The sequence below is a fragment of the Deinococcus piscis genome, from assembly GCF_014653275.1.
GTDB classification, from domain to species: Bacteria; Deinococcota; Deinococci; order Deinococcales; family Deinococcaceae; genus Deinococcus; species Deinococcus piscis.
Genome location: NZ_BNAL01000016.1, coordinates 39,227 through 61,440 on the forward strand (window position 1 = coordinate 39,227; position 22,214 = coordinate 61,440).

Below are 22,214 nucleotides of genomic sequence, written 5' to 3' on the forward strand. Positions count from 1 at the left end.
CTGGCGGGGAAAGCGCCGTTAAAGCCCGCGTCACCGAACTTTTACTTTGCTTCAGGCAGGCGTCAGCTTAAGTATGAGCCAGCGTCAAGAAAGGCCTCAGCGCTCAAGCGGGGGCGGGCCCCAGCGGTTAGGCACCGGCTGCCCAGGAGCCAGCGCCAGATAAATGGTGAACAGCAACTGAATCAGCACTCCCAGAAACGGAATCAAGGAAAGAAGGAGAATGACGATATACAGCAGTTCACCTTTGCCCAGATCATGGAGCCTGCGCACGTGAAGAGCCAGGGTCGGCGGAATCAGGCCAAACAGAATCAGCATGAATAAACCTACGAAGCCCTTTTCTAGCAACGTGTACGGTTCTTGTTCCTTTGCCAGTAAGTCTGGAAGCAGCAGCGCCGCCACTCCCACCATGAGGAAGGGATACAGCCAGACCAGCAAGGCGAAAAAGGTGTACTCCCGCCGCCCACTTCTGGACGTGAAATTCAAATAGTGGGTGGTCAGCGAGCGTTTCAGCAAGGCCAGGGGGGACATGGTTCACCTCATGGGCATAAAAAAGCGGCCCGGCCAGAGGGCCAGAACCGCAGAATCAGAAAATGTGACTCAGAGAATATCGTCGCGGATGCAGGCCTTGAACTGACCCGGCTTGACTTCGCGCAGTGCGGGCACCACCTCGGCGCACTGAGGAATCGCGTAGCGGCAGCGGGTCCGGAAGACACAGCCACTGGGTGGGTTGATAGGGCTGGGAATGTCCCCTTCCAGAATGATGCGCTGACGCTTGATGGTGGGGTCGGGCACAGGAGCAGCCGACAGCAGCGCCTCGGTGTAAGGGTGCTGGGGGTCATTGTTCAGCTGGTGGCTGGGCGCGATCTCCATGATCTTGCCCAGATACATCACGATGATGCGGTCACAGATGTACTCGACCACCAGCAGGTCGTGCGCGATAAACAGCACGGTGAGGCCCAGTTCCTGCTGCAAGTCCTGGAGCAGGTTGACCACTTGCGCCTGAATGGACACGTCCAGTGCCGAAACCGGCTCGTCGGCCACGATGAAATCGGGACTCACAGCCAGGGCGCGGGCAATGCCGATACGCTGACGCTGACCACCCGAGAACTCGTGCGGGTAGCGCACCATTTGCTCTGGGCGAATGCCCACGCGCTGGAGCAGCTCGGCCACGCGGGGCTTGCGCTCGGCTCCCTGGTGCAGCTTGTGGATGTCCAGCGCTTCACCGATGACCTCTTCCACCGTCATGCGGGGGTCCAGGCTGGCAAAAGGGTCCTGGAAGATGATCTGCATGTCGCGCCGAACTTCACGCAGCTGGCGCTTGTTCATCTTGACCACGTCCTGGCCCTTGAAGATCACGTCGCCGCCCGTTGGCTCCACCAGACGCAGCAGCGTGCGGCCCACAGTGGTCTTGCCGGAGCCCGACTCGCCCACCAGGCCCACCACTTCGCCCCGGAACAGGTCAAAATCCACGCCATCAACGGCCTTGACCGAACCGACCGTTCGCCCAAAGAAGCCACCCTTGATCGGGAAGTGCTTTTGCAGATTGCGGACGCTCAGCAGCGGTTCGCTGCGCTCTCCCGCCGCAGTGAAGGCGGGTACTTCGGCCATCACCGGTTCACCCGTCTGCACCGAAGTTCCGATCATCACGGTCTGCATGGCCCCGCTGGGCTGCACGCCAGCAGCTGAGGCAGTGACATCTGCTGACACTGGGGCTGGTGCCGTGGTCTGGGAAGCAGAAACGTTGTCACTGACCGTCAGTGTGGCCGCCGGGCCAGGAATGATTTCAGTGATGGTTGCGCCAGTCCGCGTGGCCGCGTCAGTCTGGGGCCCCTGTGGGGTGTCATTGTCCATGCGGGTCACCTTGCCACCTCCTGACTGTGCAGGCTGTTGTAGTCGCCTCCACCTTCCTGCACCGCTTCAAACTCCTGCCAGCGGATGCAGCGGGCCATGTGACCGCCGCCGGTGTCTTCCAGCGGTGGCACTACTTCACGGCAAGCGGGCAGCGCAAACTTGCAGCGCGGCTCAAAGGCGCAGCCAGGCGGCAGGTTCAGCGGGTTGACCACGTTGCCGGGAATCGCTTCCAGGCGCAGGTTCTTCTTGTCGGCGGCCTGCTCGGCGGTCAGGGGACGGGGGATCGAGTTCAGCAGGCCCATGGTGTAGGGGTGGCGGGGCGCTTTGAAAATCTCAATCACGTCGCCTTCTTCCATCACGCGGCCACCGTACATCACCACCACGCGGTCCGCCATCTCTGCCACCACGCCCAGGTTGTGGGTGATGAACAGGATAGACATGCCGATTTCCTGCTGAAGCTTCCGCATCAGGTCCAGAATCTGCGCCTGAATGGTCACGTCAAGGGCGGTGGTCGGCTCGTCAGCAATCAAGAGGGCCGGGTTGCACGAGAGCGCCATAGCAATCATCACACGCTGGCGCATCCCGCCCGACAGCTGGTGCGGGTACTCATCCACCCGCTTGTCCGGCGCAGGAATCCCCACGAACTTCAGCATCTCAATGGCGACTTCGCGGGCTTCTTTGGCGTTCTTGTTCTGGTGCAGCATAACCGCTTCGGCAATCTGGTCGCCCACGGTATACACCGGGTTCAGCGAAGTCATCGGCTCCTGAAAAATCATGGAAATTTCATTGCCGCGAATGCTCCGCATCTCGGTTTCGGACACTTTGGTCAGGTCCTTGACGGTGCCGCGGTCATTGAACAGAATCTCGCCGTCTGCAATCTCGCCCGGCGGCATGGGAATCAGGCGCATCACGCTCAGGCTGGTCACACTTTTGCCCGAGCCCGACTCACCCACCACGGCCAGGGTCTCGCCTTTGTTGAGCGTGAAGGTCACTCCATCAACGCTTTTGACGACACCCTCGTCGGTATGAAAATACGTCTTGAGGCCTTTTACGGCCAGCAGGACTTCGCCCTGTTGGGTCATTTCTCTCCTCCACTTCGGAACACGCCCGCCATCATACACGGTTTAGATTTCTCAGGACCAAGCCTGCGCTATCCACAGCGACGAGGCCCCGATATACATGATCTGGCATAAGAAATTGATTGACGCCGCCCCGGTTTGGGGGGGTGGGACAGCGCTAGCAGTTCCGGGTTTAAAAAATTTGACGGCCCCAGCATAGCGCATGGCTAGCGGGGCCGTAGAACAAAGCAAGGCGCAGAGGGCTCAGGACACGTAATTGATCAGTAGGGCCAGCAACATAAACAGCCCTCCGAGGATAGCCGAGGTGCGAATCAGGCCACCTTCGACGCCTTGTCCGCCGAACAGGTCGCCGCCCGACGCCATGCTGGGCGACATTCCAGCCTGCTTGGGCGTTTGCAGCAGCACGAAAAAGATGGTGCCCACAGCAACCAGGGCGTACAGAATCAGGAAAACGGTCAGGACAATGTTCATGGAAGTACCTCGAAAAAAGCTTCAGCCTTGCGGCGACTGCTTACATAGTAGCAGCCGCAGGTGAAAAAGGAGTGGGACTGGGCAGCTTAGCCCTCAGCGCGGCTCAGCAAAAAGCGGCCACACGAAGGACACTTGACCGGCGGCACCTGGCCCGCTGAGACACGCTGCTGAACATTGACCGGCAGGCTGACATTGCATGCCGAGCAGCGGCCCCCAGTCAGGGTCGCCACGCCCACACCCCCTTTAGAGCGGCGAATGGCGTCATACTCGCGGGCGGTGCGGGGGTCTACTGTGCCCAGTAGGGCTTCACGGCGCTCACGCATCTCCTGCCCCGAAGCGCGTAGGTCCGTCACACGCTGCTCGTCGGCCTGCTCCAGTTCGCCCAGGCGGGGACGCAGGGCACGGTGCTGGGCACGCAGCTCAGTGGACTGGGCCAGCAGACTGCTTTGGCGCTCACGCAGTGGAGCGAGGTCTTCTTCCATTTCCTCGGCGCGCTCGGTCAGCTGTTGCAGGCGGCTGCCATACTGCGCCTGAGCGCGGGCGTCAAAGGCATTTTTGTCCTGCTCGGCGCGGGTGCGCTCCATCTGCTCACGGGTGGTCCCCAGGTCCAGGTCCAACTGGCGGGTCTGGGCTTCTACGCGCTCCAGCACCATTTCGGTGTCTTCTAGGCGGTTGTTGAGGTCATCCATCTCCCGGCGGAGGTCCACCAGCTCCTGCGGCAGTTCGGCCTCACGCGCACTGAGGCTGTCCAGTTGCAGGTCCAGGTCCTGAATCTCAAACAGCCGCTCCATGGGGCTGCCTGAAGCAGATGAGGAAGCGGCTGTTTGGACCTGTGGTTCGGCGGAAGCGGCGGCATCGGTCATGGTTCCAGTCTAGACCATCCAGCGCGGCCAGCCCTGAACAGGCCTCCGTAAGCAGCGTCCGGCACAGTGGGCAGTACAGTGGGCGGCTCAGCCAGACGGCAAGTCGGCGTCCTGCCGCCGCAGCTCGCCGCGCCGGTCCGGCAGATACACGCCCAAGTACACGGCCAGGGTGTTGCACAGATACATCAGCAGGGTAAAGGCGAACAGGATATTGAAATTGGTGCCGAAATCGAACCAGCCGGAAGCCCGCAGCGCCCCAGAGCCGAGGCTGGCGAGCGCCCAGCTGCCGCTCCAGAGAATGGTGTTGGTGGCCGAGTACATGGGCCGGTCCGCTTCCGGCAGCACCGACATGGCGTAGGACGAGTAGACCGGCCCAGTCGCGTTCATCAGCGCTCCGCGCATGAACAGGGCCACGGTGACCATCCAGAGGTAAGGTGCAAAACCCAGCAGCACCAGAAACGGCAAGCTGGATGCCTGCACCGCCAGCACGGCACTCAGCTGTCCCAGCCGCCGCACCAGCCAGGGCTGAATGAGCACGGTGACCGCCGTCGCCAGACTGGTCCAGGCAAACAGTGTCCCCAAGCTGGCATAACTGATGCCAAAACGCCCCTCGATATACACGTTCAGAAAAGGAATGGTGGCTCCTGCTCCCAGACCCACAAACATGGTGGGCAGCACCAGGCGGAACATGGTGGGCTTGTCCTGAATGCTGAGCGCCCCGCTGCGGCCCGGCTGCGACGGCTTCCCGCTGGGGCGCAGGCCCAGGGTGGGCAGAGCCCCCAGCAGCTGAAGTGCCGCCGCCATCAGCATGGCGGTGCGTAGCGCTTCCAGACTGCCGGGATCGACGCCCGTCCAGGCCGCATAGAGCCCCGGCAGCTGCCCCCCGAGCAGGTTCCCCACGAAGCCCGCGCCCACCATCAAGGCACTTTGCAGCGTAAAGAGGCCCACACGGGTCTTCTCGGTGGAATTGTTCGCCATAAAAGGGGCACCAGAGACGGCCAGCGCGGCGCTGCCCATGCCCTGAAGCAGTGCCCCCGCCACCGCCAGCAGCGCACCGGGAGCCAGTGCCAGCAGGGTCAGTCCCAGGACACTGAGCGCAGCACCCAGCTGAATGACCCGTGCGTTGCTCAGCCGCCGGGCCAGCACCACCAGCGGCAGGCTGACCGCGGCCAGTGTCAGCGCCGGAAGCGCATTGATGATGCCCTGCCACTCCGGTCCCAGCCCCAGCGCCCGCAGATAGAAGTTCAGGAACAGCATCACGAACGCCTGCGACAGCCCAAAGGAGAAACTGGCTGCCAGGAACAGCCACAGTTGCCGGGAGTAGCGGGGGCGGCTCATCAGCGCGGGTCTACGCCTACTTTGGGACAGAAGCTTGCCATCAGGCACTGCTCACACAGCGGCCTGCGGGCCAGGCAGATGCGCCGCCCGTGCAGAATCAGCGCGTGGTGCAGGAAAATCCAGTCGCCTTCGGGAAAGAGCCGCATGAGGTCCACCTCCACTTTGTCGGGGTCTTGCTGCGTGCTCAGGCCCAGTCGGCGCGATAGGCGGCCCACGTGGGTGTCTACAGCGATGGCGGGCCGCCCGTAGGCATTGCTCAGGACCACGTTGGCGGTCTTGCGCCCCGCCCCTGCCAGCGCCACCACCGCGTCAAAATCGTCCGGCACCTCGCCGCCATGCCGCTCCATCAGCTGCCGGGCCAGCCGCGCCAGATTCTTGGCCTTGGCCCGGTACAGCCCAATCCGCCGGATATAAGGCTCAATGTCCTCCGGCTCTGCCAGGCTCATGGCTGCTGCGTCAGGATAGGCGGCAAACAGCGCCGGGGTCGCCGCATTCACACTCACGTCCGTCGCCTGGGCGCTCAGCACCGTCGCCACCAGCAACTCGAAAGGGGTGCGGAATTCCAGCTCGGTGCGGGCGTCCGGGTATAGCTCACGCAATGAAACCAGCACCTGCGGAGCACGCTGCCGGGCCCCAGCGGGCAGACGCTGGACGGACGTTCGGGAAGGTTGGGTCACGCCCTTTAGGCTACACCGGCAGGCCGCACCCTCCCCTGCGCCAAATGGCTTAGAGCAGTGTGCAGCACCGCAGCTTTGCAAGTCCAAATGAATTGCTCCGGCGAGAACTACCCCAGATCACTCCATGCTCCATGCTGCACTCCCCTTCTCACGGCAGAGTGATGCCTCTTTTTGGCCAATAGTTCAGGAGGTTACCGTACACATTCTCAAGCGAGGCTGCCCTCATTGCAGTGCAGCTTCGCCCGTGCTGTACAGGTCACTCGTGCTGTGCATACCAGCGGTTCCGCTCCAAAAGCCAGTGTTGGGCCTGCACTCCGCCTCCGCCCTCAGTCCTCTCAGAACAAGCACTACTCAGGACCTCAAAACTCAGGAACCTCAAATGCCGTCAGCGCGTATCAGAAGGCATGAGAACTGCTTCGATCCTGCTGGGCATTCTGGGTCTGCTGGGCCTGTTTGCTGGATTTTTGCCCTTGTTGGGTTGGGTGAACTGGTTCGCCACGCTGCCTCCGGCCCTGCTGGGACTGCTGCTGGGCGTGCTGGCCCGTGACCGGGGAGCCACCACGTTTAATGCTGTCGTGATTGGGTTGGCGGCGCTGAGGCTGCTGCTGGGTGGGGGATTTTTCTAGCCAGCAGCCAACTCTGGTGCGGCCATATGTGACCCTCCCGAGGCGGACTGCCGTAATGGTGTCATCAGAATTAATGAGTCTGAGACGATGAATCTGGGGCGATGGCCCTAGGACGATGAATGGGAGGGTGCGCAACCTCCCTGATGGCGCAGGCTCTTGCACGCTTCCATCCCCTCTGCTAAACTGTTTCAGCCTTTGGGTTTACCCAGAGCGCGGGTTCTTAGCTCAGTTGGTAGAGCGGCGGTCTCCAAAACCGTAGGTCGAGGGTTCAAGTCCTTCAGGGCCCGCCAAATGATCCCCACCCCAGTGGTGGGGATTTCTGCTGTCTGGTCGAGCGCGGCGGCCCTGGGGAGACTTCTGAGCCTCTGCGCGCTCAAAGCTCCGCCGACTCAGGTCTGCGCCACTCAGGGCAGGCGGTATTCGTCGCAGTTGCTGCCCACCGTCGCTGGAGCGTCTTCGACCACCAGCACTTTTTCTCCCTGGCCCACATAGCCCCAGCAGCGAGCCAACTGTTCCAGATACTGCGGAGAATTCAGCTGAACCTTGGCGTCATTCAGAATCTGAATGTCTTGGCGCAGCCGCGCATTTTCGGCCTGGGTGGCCTGCGCCTCCTGACGCCAGGTCACCGAGCGCTGCACTCCCGTGCCGATATGCACCAAGGTCTGCACGATCCCTAGCCCACACAGCACCGAGAGCATCACCGCCATCAGGGGAATCCGGCCCACCTGCGCCCACAGTCGGCCCAGCCGAACAGGTCGGCGGGCAGGAGCAGGTGTGGGGGAATCGGTAGGGCTCATCGTCGGCCCGCAGCATAGCAAGTCCACTGATGTGATGTCGTCGGCATCCCGACCTCCCCTGACAACTATGCCCACAGAAGCTTTATCAGACTCTACAACCTTCCTGCTCTCATGAGTCCATGCCGTAGCATAGGGAGATGCATTTGCCTGTCCTCTCTCAGTTCAGCCGACAGAACGTGCTGCGCCGCTGGCAGAGTGCGCGGCTGGTGCTGCTCAGCGTGGCAGGCGGAGTAATGACTGGGCTGCTGGCGGCAGCGCTGCGGCTAATGCTTGAGGCCCTGGGACGCGCCGCCACATCTATCACTGGCTACGCCCCACCCGGCACCCCCGGCGAGGGCGGACTGATGATCAGCTTTAGCTCGCCGCAGAACTTTGGGCTGTTGCTGCTGCCCGTGCTGGGGGCGCTGTACGTGTGGCTGATGCCCCGAGACGGCACGCCACTCAATCAGATGGTCCGCATTGGCCTGGGCAAGCGCAGCGACGCGGATCAGCGCTGGGCCCTGGACAGTGAAGTGCAGAGCCTCAGCGCCGCCGCTTTGGCTTCGGCGGGCGGCCTGCTGGTGGGACGCGACGCCGCCTTTGCAGCGCTGGGCCGCCTGGGCACCCGCTTGCTCGCCCTGCTGACTCCACTCAGCGCCAGCGAACACCGCTCGCTGGTCCTGGCGGGCACGGCAGCGGGCCTGGGGGCCGTCCTGCACGCTCCTCTGGCTGCCGCTGTGCTGGTGGCCGAAGTGCTTTACCGCCGCTTTGAGTTTGAATACGAAGTGCTGATGTCCTGCGTGCTGGCAGCGGTGACTGGCTACGCGGTCTACGGTCTATTTTTCGGGTTTCATCCCCTGTTTGTGCCCCCGAGCCTAGAAAGCCTGAGCTGGAGCGACCTGCTGCCGGGGCTGGCCGTGACCCTGGCTGCCACAGCAGCGGCGTGGCTGGCCCTGCGCCTGAGTACCCGCCTGCCCCAACCACGCACAGCGGCAGCGCGGGTAGCGGCCGGCGCGGCGTTCGGTGCGCTGAGTGCCGGCCTGGTCCTGCTGGCCGGGCCGCAGATGCTGGGCGACGGGAGCGGCTGGCTGGGCCTGGGCCTGAGCGGCATGCTGGACGGCGCGGCTCTGGAAGCGGCCGGCTGGCGCTGGCTGCTGCTGACCCTGGGCGCAGGGCTGGCCTTCGGCGCCGGGGTGCTGCCGGGTGCGGCCATCGGCGGGCTGCTGGGTGCGGCCTTAAGCGGCATGCTGGGCGGCGACCCGGCCCTGGGAACACTGCTCGGCGCCGCGGCCTTTATCACCGTGACCCACAACATTCCAGTGGCGGCCACCTTGCTGGTCATGGCCTGGGGCGGTGACGCAGCGCTGCCGGCCGCCCTGCTGGCCACCGGGCTGGCCCACATGCTCAGCGGCGAGACTGGGCTGCTGCCCGCACAGGTGGCCGGCCGCTCCAAGCGCTCGGAAGAGGCCGACGCCGCCGCACTGGTGCTGGCCGAGGTGAGCCGCAGGCCCGCACAGGCCGGAGCTGGCGAGGGAGACCCGTATCAGGACCGCGAGCTGTACCGCCGCCCGGTGCCGAGCAGCTGGGGCGGCGTAGCGGTGGGGCAACTGGCCCTGCCGCCCAGCGTGGAAGTGGTAGGCCTAGTCCGCGACGGCGAGATTCTGCTGCCCCGGCGCAGCCAGAGGTTGCTACGCGGCGACGAGGTGATGCTGCTGGCACGTCCTGACGCTTACACCGCGCTGGACGCGCTACTTGAATTGCCCGAACTGAAATAAAGACGAGCGCTGAAATAAAGACAAAAGAGAGAGGCAGGCGGGAGCGGAAAAGCTGCCCGCCTGCCTCTTTTTGCCTTCTGCCCTTATCCGAACTGCATACGGAAGACTTGCTGGGTCACGCTGCCCTTGAGGCCATCAATCATCTCGTTGAACATATTGGTGGCCTCGAACTTGTACTCGGTAAAGGGGTCGCGCTGGCCGTAGCCACGCAGGCCGATGCCCTGGCGCAGCACATCCATGTTGTAGAGGTGCTCTTTCCAGTTCTGATCCACCACTTGCAGCATCACGTAGCGCGAGAGGCTGTTCATCATGGTGGGGCTCAGTTCTTCCTTGCGGGCGTCTAGGGCATCGGCGGCGGCAGCAATCAGACGGGTCTCCATCTCCTCGGGGCTGGCCGAGCGCAGGCCCTCAAAATCAAAGCCTTCCAGCTGGGGAATGGCGTCCAGCACCGAAGCGCGCAGGCCCTCCAGGTCCCACTCTTCGGGGGCCTGCTCAGGCGGGGCGAACTCGTCCAGCAGCAGTTCGAGGTGGTCGCCCACCATGCCTTCCACCGACAGCTCCACTTCCTCGTCCTCGCCCAGCAGCACTTCGCGGCGCTGCGCGTAGATGGTCTCGCGCTGGCTGCTCATCACGTTGTCGAACTCCAGCAGCTGCTTGCGAATACCGAAGTTACGGTCTTCCACCCGCGACTGCGCCTTTTCGATGGCGCCGGTGACCATCTTGGCCTCAATCGCTTCGGAGTCGTCGAAGCCCACCCGGTCCATCATGGCGGTGATGCGCTCGTTGGCGAACAGCCGCATCAGGTCATCGTCGAAAGACAGGTAAAAGCGGCTGGAGCCGGGGTCGCCCTGACGTCCGGCGCGTCCGCGCAGCTGGTTGTCGATCCGGCGCGACTCGTGGCGCTCGGTGCCGATGATGTGCAGGCCGCCCAGCTCCTTCACCTTTTCCCGGTCGGCCAGGGTGTCGGCGTGCAGCTGCACCGCCTGCGCCACAAAGTCGCGGGTCACGCCGGGAATCTGCGCGCCCAGTTCATACACGTTGTCGCTGCCCCGGCTCACGGCCTTGATGAACGCCTCGGCCTCGGGCGCGTAGCGGCTCACGCCGAAGTTCTGTTCCAGCGCCTCGCCAATCATGAACTCGTCGTTGCCGCCCAGCATGATGTCGGTGCCGCGCCCGGCCATGTTGGTGGCGATGGTGACGGTGCCCGAGCGGCCCGCCTGCGCGATGATGCTGGCCTCCTGCGCCTCGAACTTGGCGTTCAACACGGCATGCTGGATGCCGGCCTGCTGGAGCTTGGCGCTCATCTCCTCGGAAGTGGTGATGCTGGCGGTGCCGATCAGGATGGGGCGGCCGGTCGCGTGAATCTCCTGCACCTCGCGCACCACGGCGTCGTATTTGCCGTTGCGGGTGCGGTACACCAGGTCGTTGAGGTCAATACGCTGAATCCCCCGGTTGGTGGGAATCACCAATACGTCGGAACCGTAGATGTCCAGGAATTCCTTTTCCTCGGTCTTGGCCGTACCGGTCATCCCCGCGAACTTGTCGTACAGGCGGAAGAAGTTCTGGTAGGTCACGGTGGCGAGGGTCTGGTTCTCGTTCTCGATTTTCACGCCTTCTTTGGCCTCAATCGCCTGGTGCAGGCCTTCGCCGTAGCGGCGGCCCGGCATGGAGCGGCCCGTGAACTCGTCGATGATGATGACCTCGCCCTCGGCGTTCACGATGTAATCCTTTTCGCGGTGGTACAGCTCGGCAGCGCGGATGGCCTGCTGAATCATGTGGGCCTTGTCCATGTTCTGGGGGCTGTACAGATCGTCCAGGCCCAGCAGCCGCTCGATTTTGTCGATGCCCTGCTCGGTCAGGTGCACCTGCTTGCCCTTTTCCTCGATCACGTAGTCGCCGGTGGGATCTTCGCGGACGCCCGGCTCGGCGGGTTCGCCCTTTTGCAGGCGGCGAATCAGCTTGCTCATCACGTAGTACTGGTCGGTGGCTTTCTCGGCGGCTCCCGAGATAATCAGCGGGGTGCGGGCCTCATCAATCAGGATGCTATCCACCTCGTCCACGATGGCGTAATGCAGCGGATGGTCGGCGCGCAGCACCAGCGAATCCTTGCTCTGGGCCATGTTGTCACGCAGGTAATCGAAGCCCAGCTCGGAGTTGGTGATGTAGGTGATGTCGGCCTGATACGCGGCCTGGCGCTGGTGCGGCTGCATGTCGCGGGTGACCAGCCCCACGGTGAGGCCCAGCGTGCGGTACAGCAGGCTCATTTCTTCCATGCCCACTTTGGCGAGGTAGTCGTTCACCGTCACCAGGTGGCAGCCCTTGCCTTCCAGCGCGTTGAGGGCCAGTGCGAGCGTCGCCACCAGCGTCTTGCCTTCGCCGGTCCGCATCTCGGCAATGCGGCCCTGGTGCAGCGCGGTGCCGCCGATCAGCTGCACGTCGTAGTGGCGCTTGCCCACGCTGCGGCGGCCCGCTTCACGAATCAGGGCGAAGGCCGGGACCATCACGTCGTCCAGGGTCTCGCCGCCTTCCTGCACACGTCGGCGCAGCTGCATAAAGGCCCCGGCGAGGTCTTCTACGCCCTTCATTTCCTCTTCCAGCGTGTTCACCGGCTGCACCACGGTGCGGATGATGGTATTCACATCCCGCTGGTTGTTGTCAAAGAGTTTGTCTAGAACTTTGGGTACTCGGAACATTAGGGCGAGTATACGCGCCCAAGGTTAAGCGAATCTGTCACGGAGAGGCTGGGAACCGGCTAGCTCCGCTGCCTGCTGGTCCCCCCTGCCATTTTCCCCACGATCACGCCATGGTCGGCGTAGAAGCGTCTCGGCTGGCCCAACGCCTGCGCCAGCGGCACCCGCTGCAGTCCGGGTTGCAGCTCCAGCGGGGGCGGACCAGGCTGCACCCAGCTGAAGGTGTCGCCGGTCAGGGTGCGGCCACCACCGCTGTACAGGGTGCCCGTGCCCTCTGCCTGTGGCGGCAGGGTCACGCCCGGCAGTTCCCACAGGCCCGCACCGATGGGGCCGGGGCGCACCCGGAGGCAGATATCGGGGCCGTCCAGCCACAGCCACAGCTGCTCGCGCACGCCCTGCGCCGGGGCTTCCGCTTTGGCTGCGTCCACAGCCAGCCATTCGGCCCGGAGGCGGGCATAGTCGGGGGTCCGTGCCCACTCACGCAGCCAGGGCAGCGTGGCCGCCGGCAGGTGCTGAGGCAGCAGCGCGGAGTCGGGGCCGTCCAGAAAGTAGGCGCGGCGCAGTTCGGTGGCACTCAAGCCGCCTTCCAGCTCCGGCAATACCAGCCGCTCCCAGTCGGGGAACCAGTGCAGGTAGGCGCTGGAATCGTCCTTCTCGTAACCCACCAACGTGACCCCCTCGCCAGGAGCGAACAGGCCGCGCACGTCGGCGGCCCAGGCGGCAGCATCGAAGCGGTCGGGCAGCGGGCAAAAGCGCACCCGGCCCAGGTCTGCGCCCACTTCGCTCAGCGCCAGCCGCCACAGCTGCTCGCGCTCCTGCGGCGTCCAGGGGTTCTTGATGCTGCGGGCCAGGTTGCTGCTGCCCAGCCCCAGCGTAAGCCGGGGCGCGTGTTCCAGCGCCGCCAAGGCCGAGGCGACATGTGCGTGGTGCGGCGGCTGAAAGCGGCCGATATACAGCGCATGGGTGGACGCCGCCGTCATGGCTGGCCCTGCCCCCGCTCCCGCTGCTCCCACAACTCGATCAGCCCGCGCAGGGTCAGGCCCTCGTCGTAGAAATCCACCTCGGTGCAGATGCCCTGTAGCACGCTGGCAAAGCCCCCGGTGGCGATGGTGATGGCAGGCGCGTCCAGCTCGGCGCGCGTGCGGCGCAGCAGGCCGTCCACCATTTCGGCGTACCCGAAGACCAGGCCCGCTTGCAGCGCCTGCACCGTATTCTTGCCGATGGTGCGCGGCGGAGCCTGAAGCGCGATACGCGGCAGCTTGGCGGCGCGGGCAAACAGGGCGTCGGCGCTCACCTGCGCCCCAGTCGCCAGCATGCCGCCCAGAAAGCGGTGGCCGCGCCCGATCACATCAAAGTTGGTGGAGGTGCCGAAATCGACCACAATGGCGTACTCGGCGTTCTCGCGCTCCAGATAAGGCTGAGCGCCGAACAGGTTGCACAGGCGGTCAGCCCCCACCCCGGCGGGGTCATCCAGCTCCACGCTCACCTGCGGCAGCGCGGCGCTGCTCACCGAAAAAGTGCGCATCCCAAAGCGGCTTTCGAGCGCCTGCACGTAGTTCTCACCGACAGGCGGAGCCACACTGCTCAGCACCGCCTGGGCAGGCAGCTCACGCCCGCTCATGGCAAACAGGGACCGCACCTGCCGGGCCAGGTCATCGGGCAGCAGGTCGCGGTTGGTCCGCACCCGCCAGGTATCCAGCAGGGTTCTATGGCCGTCAGTCAGGCCCAGCACCGTGCTGGTATTGCCGATATCAATCACGAGAAGCGGTTGCGCAGCGGCGTCGGCGGAAGTCACGGGCCGCATTGTAAAACAGTTCTCCCGTCGGCCCAGTAATGGCCCGTTCGGGTGCCCCCTCAAGCGCCATCCCCTCTGGCCTGCCCCTGCCCTCAGCGCACCGCAGCAGTGCCCCGCGCTGCACAATTGCTATGCCAGAGACGGAATTGGCGTGACAAAAGCCTGCACCCTGGGCTAAGATGCCTGCACATTTACAATTTAGCTCTCCTTACCACCCACTCCCTCTCTCATTTGCGGGGCGCGGCCGTCTTTTTCCGTGCTGAGGAAACGCCCAGCCCCGGTCAGGAGTCTTATGAGCATGGATTTTTCCCTTTTGCAGCAGCCGCTGATTTCTCCGACGGACCTGTTGTCCCAGGAGTCGCCCTACAGCGCCGAGGAAGCCCAGGAGTGGCTGAGCCTGAGCCCCGAAGCGTACTGGCTGAAGGTGGCCGGTGAACTGAGCTGGTTCCGGGCGCCAGACCGGGGCCTGGAAGGAACATTTGGGGACTTCCGCTATTTTCCGGGGGCGACTGGCAATGTCAGCGTGAACTGCCTGGACCGCCATCCACCGGAGCGCACCGCGCTGCTGTATGAGCGCGAGGACGGCCAGCGCGAAGAGTGGAGCTATGGCCGCCTGACCGACGCCGTGGCCCGTTTCGCTGCGGCCCTGGAGGACCTGGGGGTGGAGAAGGGAGACCGGGTGGCGGTGTATATGTCCAACGCCCCCGAAGCCTTTATTGCGATTCATGCCTGTTACCGTATCGGGGCGATTTACTCGGTGATTTTTGCAGGCTTCAGCGCCGGGGCTGTGCGGGACCGCCTGGAAGACGCCGCCCCCAAAGTGGTGATCTGCACCGACGCCACGCTGCGCCGGGGCCGTACAGTGGACCTCAAGGGCACGCTGGACGAAGCCCTGGTCGGCCTGCCCCGCCCACAGGTGATCGTGGCACGGCGCATAGACCCAGATTTCCCGCTGGGGAGCGGCGAGCTGGATTTTCACGCGCTGCTGAAGGCCACCGAGCGCCGCGCTGCGCCCGCCGAACTGGAAGCCAACGACCCCGGCTTCATCATCTACACCTCGGGCACCACGTCCAAGCCCAAAGGACTGGTGCATTCGGGCCTGGGGTTCCTGACGGGGGCCTACGCCAACGTGAAATGGGCGCTGAACCTGCACGGGCGCGACGTGTACTGGTGCACCGCCGACGTAGGCTGGCTGACCTTTCCCATCTTCGCTCTGGTCGGCGGGCTAGCGCATGGGGCCACCCATGTGGTGTACGAAGGCAGTATTGACACGCCGGATTTCGGGCGGCCCTACGACATCATGCAGCGCTACGGCGTCACCAAGATTTTTACTGCCCCCACCGCCCTGCGAATGATGCGCCGCGCCGGGGACGAGCTGGTAGCCAAATACAACCTGAGCCGACTGGAATTGGTCGCGTTGGTGGGCGAACCACTGGACCCCGAAACCTTCCACTGGACGCGGCAGCAGCTGGGCGGCGGGCGGCTGTTTGTAAACAACACCTACGGCCAGACCGAAACTGGCACCGCTTGGGCCAGCTCAATGGTGGGCCTGACCCCCACGCGGGCGGGCAGCTGCGGCCATCCGCTGCCCGGCTACCGCGCCGAGGTGCTGCGCGAAGATGGCACCCCGGCGGAGGCTGGCGAACTGGGTGCCCTGACGCTGAGTGAGCCGTTTCCCTGCCTGGCCCGCACCGTGTGGGGCGACCACGCCCGCTACGAAAGCACCTACCTGAGCGACTTTCCGGGCCGCTACGCCGCCCACGACGCCGCCCTGTTCGACGCTGATGGGCAGCTGTGGGTCACGGGTAGGCTGGACGACGTGATCAACGTGGCCGGGCACCGCATCGGGACGATGGAGCTGGAAGCGGCGCTAATCACCCACCCCGCCGTCAGCGAAGCGGCGGTGGTGGGCGTGGACGATGAGCTCAAGGGCACGCTGCCGGTGGCCTTCGTGGTGCCGCGCGGCGACGCCCAGCGGGGGCCAGCGCTGGAACACGAACTGAGTGAAGCCATCGTGCGCGAGGTGGGGGCCATTGCGCGGCCAGGGCGCGTGATTGTGGTGGATACAGTGCCCCGGACCCGCAGCGGCAAGATCATGCGCCGGGTGCTGCGCGACCTGCTGGGCAGCGGCGAAGCGCAGGGCGACCTGAGCAGCCTGGAGAACCCGGACGCGATTCCAGCAGTCCTCAGCGCCATCCGGGGCTAAAGGCAGGGAGGTGTTGAGGTTCCAGCACCTATAACCTCAACACCTGCAACCTCAGGGTGGGGGGCCGCGTACCTGCTGGCGGAGGTTCCCCTCATGCTTAAACTTCTGCTGCTCCTTGCGGCGCTGCTGCCAGGTCAGGCCCAGGGCCACCGGGCGGCGTTCTCCGCCCGCTCTCCCCTGCTTACGGCTCCAGTCCTGACCCTGCTCACCCCAGACGAAGTGCTGGACCTGATGGACAGCGGCCAGTTGCCCGAAGCCGAGGCGGCAGCCCGTAGGGCGGCGCTGGCCCGCCCGGATTCGGCCCGGGCCCGCGTGGTCCTGGCGCGGATTTTGGCACGCCAGGACCGCTGGGCCGAAGCGCGCAAAGTGCTGGCCCAGGCGCAGGCGTTGCCGCAGTGGGAGGAGGAAGACCTCAGCGTGCCTTACGAGTCACCCCGCGAGATAGACCGGGTGATGCAGCGCGACCCAGAGGCAGCGCTGCGGCTGATCGCCGACGTGCTGCTGGCGGAAGGCGACGACCCCAAAGCGTACTATTTGCAGGCGCTAGCGCTGGTCAGCCTGGGCGAGTACGACGCGTCACAAGCGGCGCTGGACCGGGCCCGCAGATACGGCGACGTAGAAGCATTTGCCCACCCGGACACCCTGCGGCGGCTGGAAGTCCTGCTGCACGAACGGCCCACCTCGCCTATGTCTCTGGAAAGCCCAGCGCTGGAACCGCCCAGGCCGTTGCCCTGGTGGCTGTGGGCTGGGGTAGGCACCGGAGCTGGGGCGCTGGGCTGGTGGGGATTTGCTGCATGGCAGCGCGCCGCCGCGCAGGCCAAAGCCGAGCGCGAGCGGGCCATTTTTGAGGCCAACGCGCAGCTGGACCGCGAGATTTACGCCACCCAAACAGCATTGGCAGCGGAGCACACGCCAGAGCTGAAGCGCCGATTGGAGCGGCTCTACCAGCTGCGCGGGCAGGTAAACGACTGGGAGCAGGGCGGCGCAGCTGCACCAGACATTGCCTGGCAATTCGGGGCCTTGCTGGCCGCCTCGCAGAGTGATGCCAGCTGGCAGGGGTATCAGGCGGAGCTGGCCCGCCAAGCCGCCGAGGAAGCCCGCGCCGAAGCCGAGCGCCAAAGTCGCCAGCGCAGCGACGAGCCTTCCAGCTTCAGCAGCGGCGGGGACGACTCGTGGAGCAGCGGCAGTTCGGACAGCAGCGGCGGCAACAATGGCGGCAGCCGTTGGTAAGGGGCTGAGGTCAGGGGCGGCTCAGCCACAGCGCACGCAGAAGCGCCGCGCCCCACAGCGCAAACAACGGGTCCCACAGCAGAGCGTGTCCGAGCAGGGCCGAGCGGGGCACCGCTTCCCCGCCTCCCGGCTGGTATCCCAGTAAAATGCTTGCCGCGCCGAATGCATTAGCCGCGCCGTACAGCACCAGAAATCCGCTGCCCATCCAGGCCACGCCGCGCCACAAGCGGGGCCAGGGCAGCCACCCCCACGCACTTGCCCACGGCACCAGGGCAGCGGCTCCTTTGAAGGCGGCTACGGCCAGTAGGGTTCCGCTTTCCCCCAGAGGACTTTGGCGCACTGCCTCGACTGCGGCGGGACTGACCGTCTCCAGCAGCCAGGTCCCACCCAGCGCCCAATGCAGGCTAAAGGCAGCGTGCAAGCAGCCCAAAGCCGCCGCCAGAGCGAACCAACGCTGGACGTTCATGCGGCCACTTTAGCGGCCACCTTCAGCGCCGTGTAGGCTCCCCCAGCCAGGCCCGCAGCGCCCGTTCGTGCTCGGTGGGCGTCGGCTCTGGCACCACAGACGGCGGCAGTTCCAGGTCGGCTGTCAGCACGCCAGTCTGGTAGCTGTTTTCCAGCGGGTGTCCGCTCCCCGCCGTCCGCACCCGGCCCGCCTCACGCAGCTCTTCATCCGTTCCCTGTGCCGCCCAGGGAAGCAGCGCCAAAAATCCGCCGCGAGGCTCCGTCATCGCGTAGCTTTGCAGCACACCTTCATGGAGCCGCCCGGTAATCGCACTCTGACCATCAAAGGTCAGGTCCAGCAGGTTGCCCACCACCATCGGGTTCACCGCGTAGCGAATCTGCCCCGAAGTCGTGACTTGCCAGCTTGACTCCAGCCAGGCCAGCGGCTGGGGGCGAACATGGGCCGGGTCAGGCGGCAAGCCCTCGTCGGCGGTCCAGGAGATCCCGTTGGCGTCGGGTTGCAGCAACACGGTGCAGCCCTGCTCACGCAGGCAGTCAATCACATCGGCGCGGAAAGCATCCAGCGAAATCGCCACGCCCAGGTCGCCCACCGCCGTAGGAAACGCCCGCAGTTCGTCCAACCGCCCAGGGGACAGGTCCAGGCCGCCCGCCTGCTCCGGCGGGGTCAGATGGACCTTGTCGGCGCAGCCTATCAGGCGACCATCTGGCCCAAACATCACCGCTTGATTGGTCAGCACGCCTGAAACGCGGCGCACCTCTCCGCCCTCCAGACGGTAGCGCGGCATCGGCAGCGAGCCACAGCAGAGGTACACGCCGTAACTGAGCGCCAGGTCACGGCACACACTCAGGTAGAGGGGCACTGCCACCTGGGCCACATGCAGTTGCAGGGCGCGAATCGCCGACACCCGCTCGGTCAGCATGAGGCGCAGCACAGCGGGCCAGTGGCGCAGCACTAGCTCCCGCGCTGCACTCTTAAACGTCGTGGCCCGCACGCCGCCCAGCAGCAGGAGCGGCAGGCCGTTCAGCTCGGTCAGTACGACCAAATTGGGCCGGTCCTGCGCCAGCTGCGGGCGAGCCATCCGCAGCTGAGTGTGCATCCATCGCTGAAAAGCGGCGGGCATGATGAAGTCGTCCACGTGCCACTGTGGCTGCACAGCAACAGCGCGAAAGGAGCGGGTCATAGCAGAAGTCTAGCGGCGCTACGCTGGGCGGGTGCGCCTGCCACTCCCACTGCCCCTTCTCCTGGCCGTGACCGTGCTCCTCATTTTGGGTGCTCTGACACTGCCTATGCTCTTTTTTGTCTGGCCCGGCAACCGACCAGAAACAGTAGAGGACGCCGCCTAAGCACCTCAGCGGGTGGCAAGGGTACGAACTGGCCGGAGTGTCCAGACCTGGGCGGGGCGGCGGCTGGGGCGACTTGCCCCCTCCCGAAGAATTCATGGTCATGCGTTGCCAGAACAACCCTGAGCGGCGGCTGGTACACGAATACTGGCCTGGCGCGGGCGGCTTTGGCGGCAGCGAGAAAGTCGTCTGGACGGCCGACGCGGTGACCTATTTTCCCAGCGGCTTTGGGTGGGCGACTGTCAGGGAACACTCCTTTACACTGACAGAAGTGGAAAGGGAACTTCAGTGCTGAGGGGTATGCGGACGGTGGCTTTGCTGTATTTGAGCCTATTTCTTCCGCTGTTCGTCATGAGCTGCAATTCACCCCCTCTGGAGTCCCGCGTCTGGCCTGCGCCCGCCTCTGCGCCTGCCTGGGTGGGATATGAAGTGGTGGGGATGGAGGTTTGGAGCGGCTATTTCAGCAATGCTGGCGTGGAGGGCTACCTGCTCACGTTACGCTGCCGCGATAACCCAAAGAGGCGGCTGGAGCGCGACTACTGGCCTGGTCCAGAGTGGAATGGGCGCGTGGAGTGGAAGCAAGACGGGGTGACTTATTTCCCCAGCAAAGGTATCCCCAAAAGAGCCCCTGAGACCTTCACTCTAGAGGAAGCCAAAAGACTGAAATGCGAATAATCACTCTTCAAAAACGCTGCCTTTGGCCCCTGCTGTTGCTCACTGCCTGCGCTCCCGCCCAACAGCAAACCCAGCAGGTCTGGCCCGCTCCTGCCGAGGCCGCCGCTTGGCAGGGTTACGAGTTGGCAGGCGTGGGCGGCATGAGCGTAAAGGGCGCAACCGCCGAGCGCTGGCTGGTGCTGCGCTACGCGGGTCAGCCAGCGCGCAGGCTAGAGCGCGAATACTGGCCTGGCGCGGATTGGGACGGCGGGGCCCAGTGGACGGGCGAAAGCGTGACGTATCAGCCGAACAACAACCACCCCGACGTGGCGCCGTACACCTTCACACTGGAAGAAGCCCAGCGGCGGATTGGCTGCGGGGATTAGAACAGCCGCCACCACGGGACAACGCGCATTTGGGTGGTGACCTTCAGGGGAACTTGGTCGTGAATGGCATCGGCACCGTTGGCTTCGCCTTTCACACGGGTCAGCGAGACATCGTAAACCGCTTTGTAAGTGTCGGCAGGTAGCCCCTCAAAATACAAACCTGTCTCCATCACCTTTGACCCGTGTGCAGGAAGGGCAACAGGTACAGAAGCGATAGTCGCGCAGGATACCGTACTGACTGCTTCACGCTGTCTGCCGCTACGGTCGTAAAAGTCGGGCAGCCTGCCACAGAAAAAGCGAGGCTCCATGATGGTTATGAGGTCAGAAGTGTGGTTGAACACGGTCGCCGTGACCTTCTCGCCCCGCCCCTTGACCACTGCTGGATAAATGAGGCTCACACTCAGGCCGTCCCGCTGCTCCGAGGTTATGGTCACTTCCGAATTGCCCCAGAAGTGGCTAGAAGCGTAGAAATAGAACGCTCCACAACCGAACAGGACAAGCACCAACCCCAGCAGCCCAGTCAGCAAACGCAGAAAGCGGCGGCGTGTCGTGGACGGCCAGTAGGTCTCATCGGGGGCCATTATTCATCTCCTGCGGCACGTTGACGGCGGGAACCGAAGTGCTCAAAACAGCCGCCACCACGAAACGACGCGCACCCCAGTAGATACATTTAAGGTCACTTTCACTTCGCTAGAGCGGGCGCTCGGGCTTTCCCAGTCTATTAAACGGCTCAGCGGAACCTCATAAGTCACCTTGTAGGTGTCGGCGGGTAAGCCTTCCGTAGACAGCCACACCTCCCCCGACTTTGAACTACGCGCAGGAATGGTGATGGGTGGCATCCCTATCGTTGGGCACGTCAGAACGTCCGTTGTTTGCTGTATCTGTTCGCGTAAATCTATAAAGCTGGGGCTGCCGAAAAAGCAGAAAAACGGCTCCGCAACCGTCACAGGCTCGGACGTGTGGTTGGATACCGTCATGGTCATGGGGCTGCCCCGTCCCTTCACCACTGTGGGATGCGTCAGGCTCACACTCAAGCCGCCTTGCTGCTCTGAGGTCACGGTGATTTCCGAGTTACCCCAGAAATGGTCGGCGGCGTAGAGAAAAAAGGCGACGTAGGCGATAAGCGCCAGCACGCTCAGGCCAAAAGCTTTCAGCAAAGTTGGGGGCCAGTCAGCGGATTTCAAAGCGCACTTCCTGCGGTTTGGGGCTAAGTTTCCGCCAATCCTTGCCCGCCACGGCTTGCCAAGTTTCTGCCCCCAAACGGTACTCACCCTTCGGAAAGCGGTCAATAATGCCGCTCAGCCTCCCGCTAAGGCTTTCGCCAGCGCCGAGTATGGTGGGCGCACGAGCTTCGGTGGTGCAGGCATAATTCGTCTGCCGCTCTGGTTCTGGCACCTTGCCCGTTTTCACGTCTACCACGCGCCAGATAAGCCTGCAGCCGAAGGGGTCGCCTATGTTGAGCGGCTCACTGCCCAGATTGGTGTAAGTCACCCCCAACGGGTAAAAATCCTGCGGACTCACCCACAGCGGCGCATCCAGCCGAATCTGCAACTCGCCCAGCCGCAGCGTTTGGGTCTGTACTTCCTGCGAGACTTGTGGCTGACAGCCCGTCAATGTCAGCGCCACGATGCCCAACACTCGTTTGTTCACGCCTGCACCTCCCTAGCTACAACAAGCAAGGCCGCCAATGCCCCAGCCTGAGCGGGAGCAGTTGCGGCCAACAGTAGCGAGCGTGGGTTAACGCAAGCTGATGGGAAAATCCTTTGGACTCTTAGAGCGTGTTTGAAAAGTCAGCATAGGGGACGGGGTAGCACAGTGGGCCAAGTTCTGGCCCGCTGTTCTTGTGAGAAAACAATACGCCAGTGACTTGACCCACCAAGAGTTTAACTGCATTGCGCCCCTGTTGCCCCCGGAAAAACCAGGAGGGCGTCCCCGAAGTGTCGATATGTACGAGATCCTTTGCGCCATTTTCTATGTACTGCACAATGGTT

Annotated in this window: 23 protein-coding genes and 1 tRNA gene; 8 read left to right on the forward strand and 16 right to left on the reverse strand. The window is 64.1% G+C overall.

What is annotated here, in order from left to right; genetic code table 11:
* Positions 1-96: 96 nt before the first annotated feature.
* The 7 genes from IE158_RS07410 to nth all read right to left on the reverse strand — a co-directional run bounded on the left by IE158_RS07410 (position 97) and on the right by nth (position 6,279).
* Positions 97-528, reverse strand: a complete 432-nt coding sequence (locus IE158_RS07410; RefSeq protein ID WP_189643023.1) for a DUF805 domain-containing protein — start codon at positions 526-528, stop codon at positions 97-99.
* Between the two features lie 69 nt (positions 529-597).
* Positions 598-1,608: an ABC transporter ATP-binding protein gene (locus IE158_RS07415; protein WP_189643047.1), complete on the reverse strand. Its 1,011-nt coding sequence runs from the start codon at positions 1,606-1,608 to the stop codon at positions 598-600.
* 248 nt (positions 1,609-1,856) lie between these two features.
* Positions 1,857-2,933, reverse strand: a complete 1,077-nt coding sequence (locus tag IE158_RS07420; RefSeq protein ID WP_189643024.1) for an ABC transporter ATP-binding protein — start codon at positions 2,931-2,933, stop codon at positions 1,857-1,859.
* A gap of 240 nt (positions 2,934-3,173) precedes the next feature.
* On the reverse strand, positions 3,174-3,401 hold the full coding sequence (gene secG / locus IE158_RS07425) for a preprotein translocase subunit SecG (protein WP_373295831.1): 228 nt from the start codon (positions 3,399-3,401) through the stop codon (positions 3,174-3,176).
* An 86-nt stretch (positions 3,402-3,487) separates the two neighbouring features.
* Positions 3,488-4,264 (reverse strand): zinc ribbon domain-containing protein, encoded by a 777-nt coding sequence (locus tag IE158_RS07430; protein WP_189643025.1) that lies wholly within the window; start codon positions 4,262-4,264, stop codon positions 3,488-3,490.
* 87 nt (positions 4,265-4,351) lie between these two features.
* Entirely contained in the window at positions 4,352-5,602 is a 1,251-nt protein-coding gene (locus IE158_RS07435) for an MFS transporter (protein ID WP_189643026.1), read from the reverse strand.
* Positions 5,602-6,279, reverse strand: coding sequence for an endonuclease III (nth, locus tag IE158_RS07440; RefSeq protein WP_189643027.1), 678 nt, complete (start codon positions 6,277-6,279; stop codon positions 5,602-5,604). The genes IE158_RS07435 and nth overlap by 1 nt, the downstream gene beginning before the upstream one ends.
* Before the next feature lie 404 nt (positions 6,280-6,683).
* Here nth and IE158_RS07445 point away from each other — a divergent pair, with 404 nt between their 5' ends.
* Both IE158_RS07445 and IE158_RS07450 read left to right on the forward strand, forming a co-directional pair.
* Positions 6,684-6,905 carry a hypothetical protein gene (locus tag IE158_RS07445; RefSeq protein WP_189643028.1) on the forward strand — a complete coding sequence of 74 codons (222 nt, stop codon included), beginning with the start codon at positions 6,684-6,686 and terminating at the stop codon, positions 6,903-6,905.
* A gap of 214 nt (positions 6,906-7,119) precedes the next feature.
* A tRNA-Trp gene (locus IE158_RS07450) sits at positions 7,120-7,195 on the forward strand.
* A 114-nt stretch (positions 7,196-7,309) separates the two neighbouring features.
* Here the strand turns inward: IE158_RS07450 and IE158_RS07455 are convergent.
* Positions 7,310-7,702 (reverse strand): FtsB family cell division protein, encoded by a 393-nt coding sequence (locus IE158_RS07455; RefSeq protein ID WP_229838986.1) that lies wholly within the window; start codon positions 7,700-7,702, stop codon positions 7,310-7,312.
* A 137-nt stretch (positions 7,703-7,839) separates the two neighbouring features.
* Here IE158_RS07455 and IE158_RS07460 point away from each other — a divergent pair, with 137 nt between their 5' ends.
* On the forward strand, positions 7,840-9,456 hold the full coding sequence (locus IE158_RS07460) for a chloride channel protein (RefSeq protein WP_189643029.1): 1,617 nt from the start codon (positions 7,840-7,842) through the stop codon (positions 9,454-9,456).
* Positions 9,457-9,539: 83 nt separating this feature from the next.
* On the opposite strand, the gene secA is transcribed toward IE158_RS07460, so the two are convergent.
* From secA to IE158_RS07475, 3 genes are read right to left on the reverse strand one after another with little or no spacing between them, the layout of a single operon-like run.
* Positions 9,540-12,149: a preprotein translocase subunit SecA gene (gene secA / locus IE158_RS07465; RefSeq protein ID WP_189643030.1), complete on the reverse strand. Its 2,610-nt coding sequence runs from the start codon at positions 12,147-12,149 to the stop codon at positions 9,540-9,542.
* A gap of 59 nt (positions 12,150-12,208) precedes the next feature.
* Positions 12,209-13,126 (reverse strand): adenylyltransferase/cytidyltransferase family protein, encoded by a 918-nt coding sequence (locus tag IE158_RS07470; protein ID WP_013615100.1) that lies wholly within the window; start codon positions 13,124-13,126, stop codon positions 12,209-12,211.
* Positions 13,123-13,950, reverse strand: coding sequence for a type III pantothenate kinase (locus IE158_RS07475; RefSeq protein ID WP_189643031.1), 828 nt, complete (start codon positions 13,948-13,950; stop codon positions 13,123-13,125). Before IE158_RS07475 ends, IE158_RS07470 begins: the two co-directional genes overlap by 4 nt.
* Positions 13,951-14,239: 289 nt before the next feature.
* On the opposite strand from IE158_RS07475, the gene IE158_RS07480 reads away from it, so the two are divergent.
* Positions 14,240-16,147: an AMP-binding protein gene (locus IE158_RS07480; RefSeq protein ID WP_189643032.1), complete on the forward strand. Its 1,908-nt coding sequence runs from the start codon at positions 14,240-14,242 to the stop codon at positions 16,145-16,147.
* 93 nt (positions 16,148-16,240) lie between these two features.
* Entirely contained in the window at positions 16,241-17,377 is a 1,137-nt protein-coding gene (locus IE158_RS07485; protein ID WP_189643033.1) for a tetratricopeptide repeat protein, read from the forward strand.
* Positions 17,378-17,387: 10 nt separating this feature from the next.
* On the opposite strand, the gene IE158_RS07490 is transcribed toward IE158_RS07485, so the two are convergent.
* Together IE158_RS07490 and IE158_RS07495 are read right to left on the reverse strand one after the other, a co-directional pair.
* Entirely contained in the window at positions 17,388-17,843 is a 456-nt protein-coding gene (locus tag IE158_RS07490; RefSeq protein WP_189643034.1) for a DUF3995 domain-containing protein, read from the reverse strand.
* 22 nt (positions 17,844-17,865) lie between these two features.
* Complete coding sequence (locus IE158_RS07495; RefSeq protein ID WP_189643035.1) at positions 17,866-19,023, reverse strand: carbon-nitrogen hydrolase family protein; 1,158 nt, start codon at positions 19,021-19,023, stop codon at positions 17,866-17,868.
* A gap of 200 nt (positions 19,024-19,223) precedes the next feature.
* On the opposite strand from IE158_RS07495, the gene IE158_RS07500 reads away from it, so the two are divergent.
* Together IE158_RS07500 and IE158_RS07505 are read left to right on the forward strand one after the other, a co-directional pair.
* Entirely contained in the window at positions 19,224-19,478 is a 255-nt protein-coding gene (locus IE158_RS07500; RefSeq protein ID WP_189643036.1) for a hypothetical protein, read from the forward strand.
* Positions 19,479-19,848: 370 nt separating this feature from the next.
* Positions 19,849-20,223, forward strand: coding sequence for a hypothetical protein (locus tag IE158_RS07505; protein WP_189643037.1), 375 nt, complete (start codon positions 19,849-19,851; stop codon positions 20,221-20,223).
* Here the strand turns inward: IE158_RS07505 and IE158_RS07510 are convergent.
* From IE158_RS07510 to IE158_RS07520, 3 genes are read right to left on the reverse strand one after another with little or no spacing between them, the layout of a single operon-like run.
* Positions 20,220-20,804, reverse strand: a complete 585-nt coding sequence (locus tag IE158_RS07510) for a hypothetical protein (RefSeq protein WP_189643038.1) — start codon at positions 20,802-20,804, stop codon at positions 20,220-20,222. The two genes, IE158_RS07505 and IE158_RS07510, sit on opposite strands and share 4 nt — an antisense overlap.
* 42 nt (positions 20,805-20,846) lie before the next feature.
* Positions 20,847-21,407: a hypothetical protein gene (locus tag IE158_RS07515; RefSeq protein WP_189643039.1), complete on the reverse strand. Its 561-nt coding sequence runs from the start codon at positions 21,405-21,407 to the stop codon at positions 20,847-20,849.
* Positions 21,394-21,873 carry a hypothetical protein gene (locus IE158_RS07520; RefSeq protein ID WP_189643040.1) on the reverse strand — a complete coding sequence of 160 codons (480 nt, stop codon included), beginning with the start codon at positions 21,871-21,873 and terminating at the stop codon, positions 21,394-21,396. Before IE158_RS07520 ends, IE158_RS07515 begins: the two co-directional genes overlap by 14 nt.
* A 193-nt stretch (positions 21,874-22,066) precedes the next feature.
* On the opposite strand from IE158_RS07520, the gene IE158_RS13765 reads away from it, so the two are divergent.
* Positions 22,067-22,214: transposase (locus IE158_RS13765; RefSeq protein ID WP_373295832.1), on the forward strand; the 148-nt coding region annotated here is incomplete at its 3' end.

Excerpts from the sequence above, each read along its gene's own strand:
- IE158_RS07490 (WP_189643034.1), bottom strand. The coding sequence starts at position 17,843 with ATGAACGTCCAGCGTTGGTTCGCTCTGGCGGCGGCTTTGGGCTGCTTG.
- IE158_RS07475 (WP_189643031.1), bottom strand. The coding sequence starts at position 13,950 with ATGCGGCCCGTGACTTCCGCCGACGCCGCTGCGCAACCGCTTCTCGTG.
- IE158_RS07430 (WP_189643025.1), bottom strand. The coding sequence starts at position 4,264 with ATGACCGATGCCGCCGCTTCCGCCGAACCACAGGTCCAAACAGCCGCT.
- IE158_RS07480 (WP_189643032.1), top strand. The coding sequence starts at position 14,240 with ATGGATTTTTCCCTTTTGCAGCAGCCGCTGATTTCTCCGACGGACCTG.
- IE158_RS07410 (WP_189643023.1), bottom strand. The coding sequence starts at position 528 with ATGTCCCCCCTGGCCTTGCTGAAACGCTCGCTGACCACCCACTATTTG.
- IE158_RS07460 (WP_189643029.1), top strand. The coding sequence starts at position 7,840 with ATGCATTTGCCTGTCCTCTCTCAGTTCAGCCGACAGAACGTGCTGCGC.
- secG (WP_373295831.1), bottom strand. The coding sequence starts at position 3,401 with ATGAACATTGTCCTGACCGTTTTCCTGATTCTGTACGCCCTGGTTGCT.
- IE158_RS07420 (WP_189643024.1), bottom strand. The coding sequence starts at position 2,933 with ATGACCCAACAGGGCGAAGTCCTGCTGGCCGTAAAAGGCCTCAAGACG.
- IE158_RS07415 (WP_189643047.1), bottom strand. The coding sequence starts at position 1,608 with ATGGCCGAAGTACCCGCCTTCACTGCGGCGGGAGAGCGCAGCGAACCG.
- IE158_RS07505 (WP_189643037.1), top strand. The coding sequence starts at position 19,849 with ATGCGAATAATCACTCTTCAAAAACGCTGCCTTTGGCCCCTGCTGTTG.
- IE158_RS07435 (WP_189643026.1), bottom strand. The coding sequence starts at position 5,602 with ATGAGCCGCCCCCGCTACTCCCGGCAACTGTGGCTGTTCCTGGCAGCC.
- IE158_RS07495 (WP_189643035.1), bottom strand. The coding sequence starts at position 19,023 with ATGACCCGCTCCTTTCGCGCTGTTGCTGTGCAGCCACAGTGGCACGTG.
- IE158_RS07510 (WP_189643038.1), bottom strand. The coding sequence starts at position 20,804 with ATGGCCCCCGATGAGACCTACTGGCCGTCCACGACACGCCGCCGCTTT.
- IE158_RS07485 (WP_189643033.1), top strand. The coding sequence starts at position 16,241 with ATGCTTAAACTTCTGCTGCTCCTTGCGGCGCTGCTGCCAGGTCAGGCC.
- IE158_RS07455 (WP_229838986.1), bottom strand. The coding sequence starts at position 7,702 with ATGAGCCCTACCGATTCCCCCACACCTGCTCCTGCCCGCCGACCTGTT.
- secA (WP_189643030.1), bottom strand. The coding sequence starts at position 12,149 with ATGTTCCGAGTACCCAAAGTTCTAGACAAACTCTTTGACAACAACCAG.
- IE158_RS07445 (WP_189643028.1), top strand. The coding sequence starts at position 6,684 with ATGAGAACTGCTTCGATCCTGCTGGGCATTCTGGGTCTGCTGGGCCTG.
- IE158_RS07470 (WP_013615100.1), bottom strand. The coding sequence starts at position 13,126 with ATGACGGCGGCGTCCACCCATGCGCTGTATATCGGCCGCTTTCAGCCG.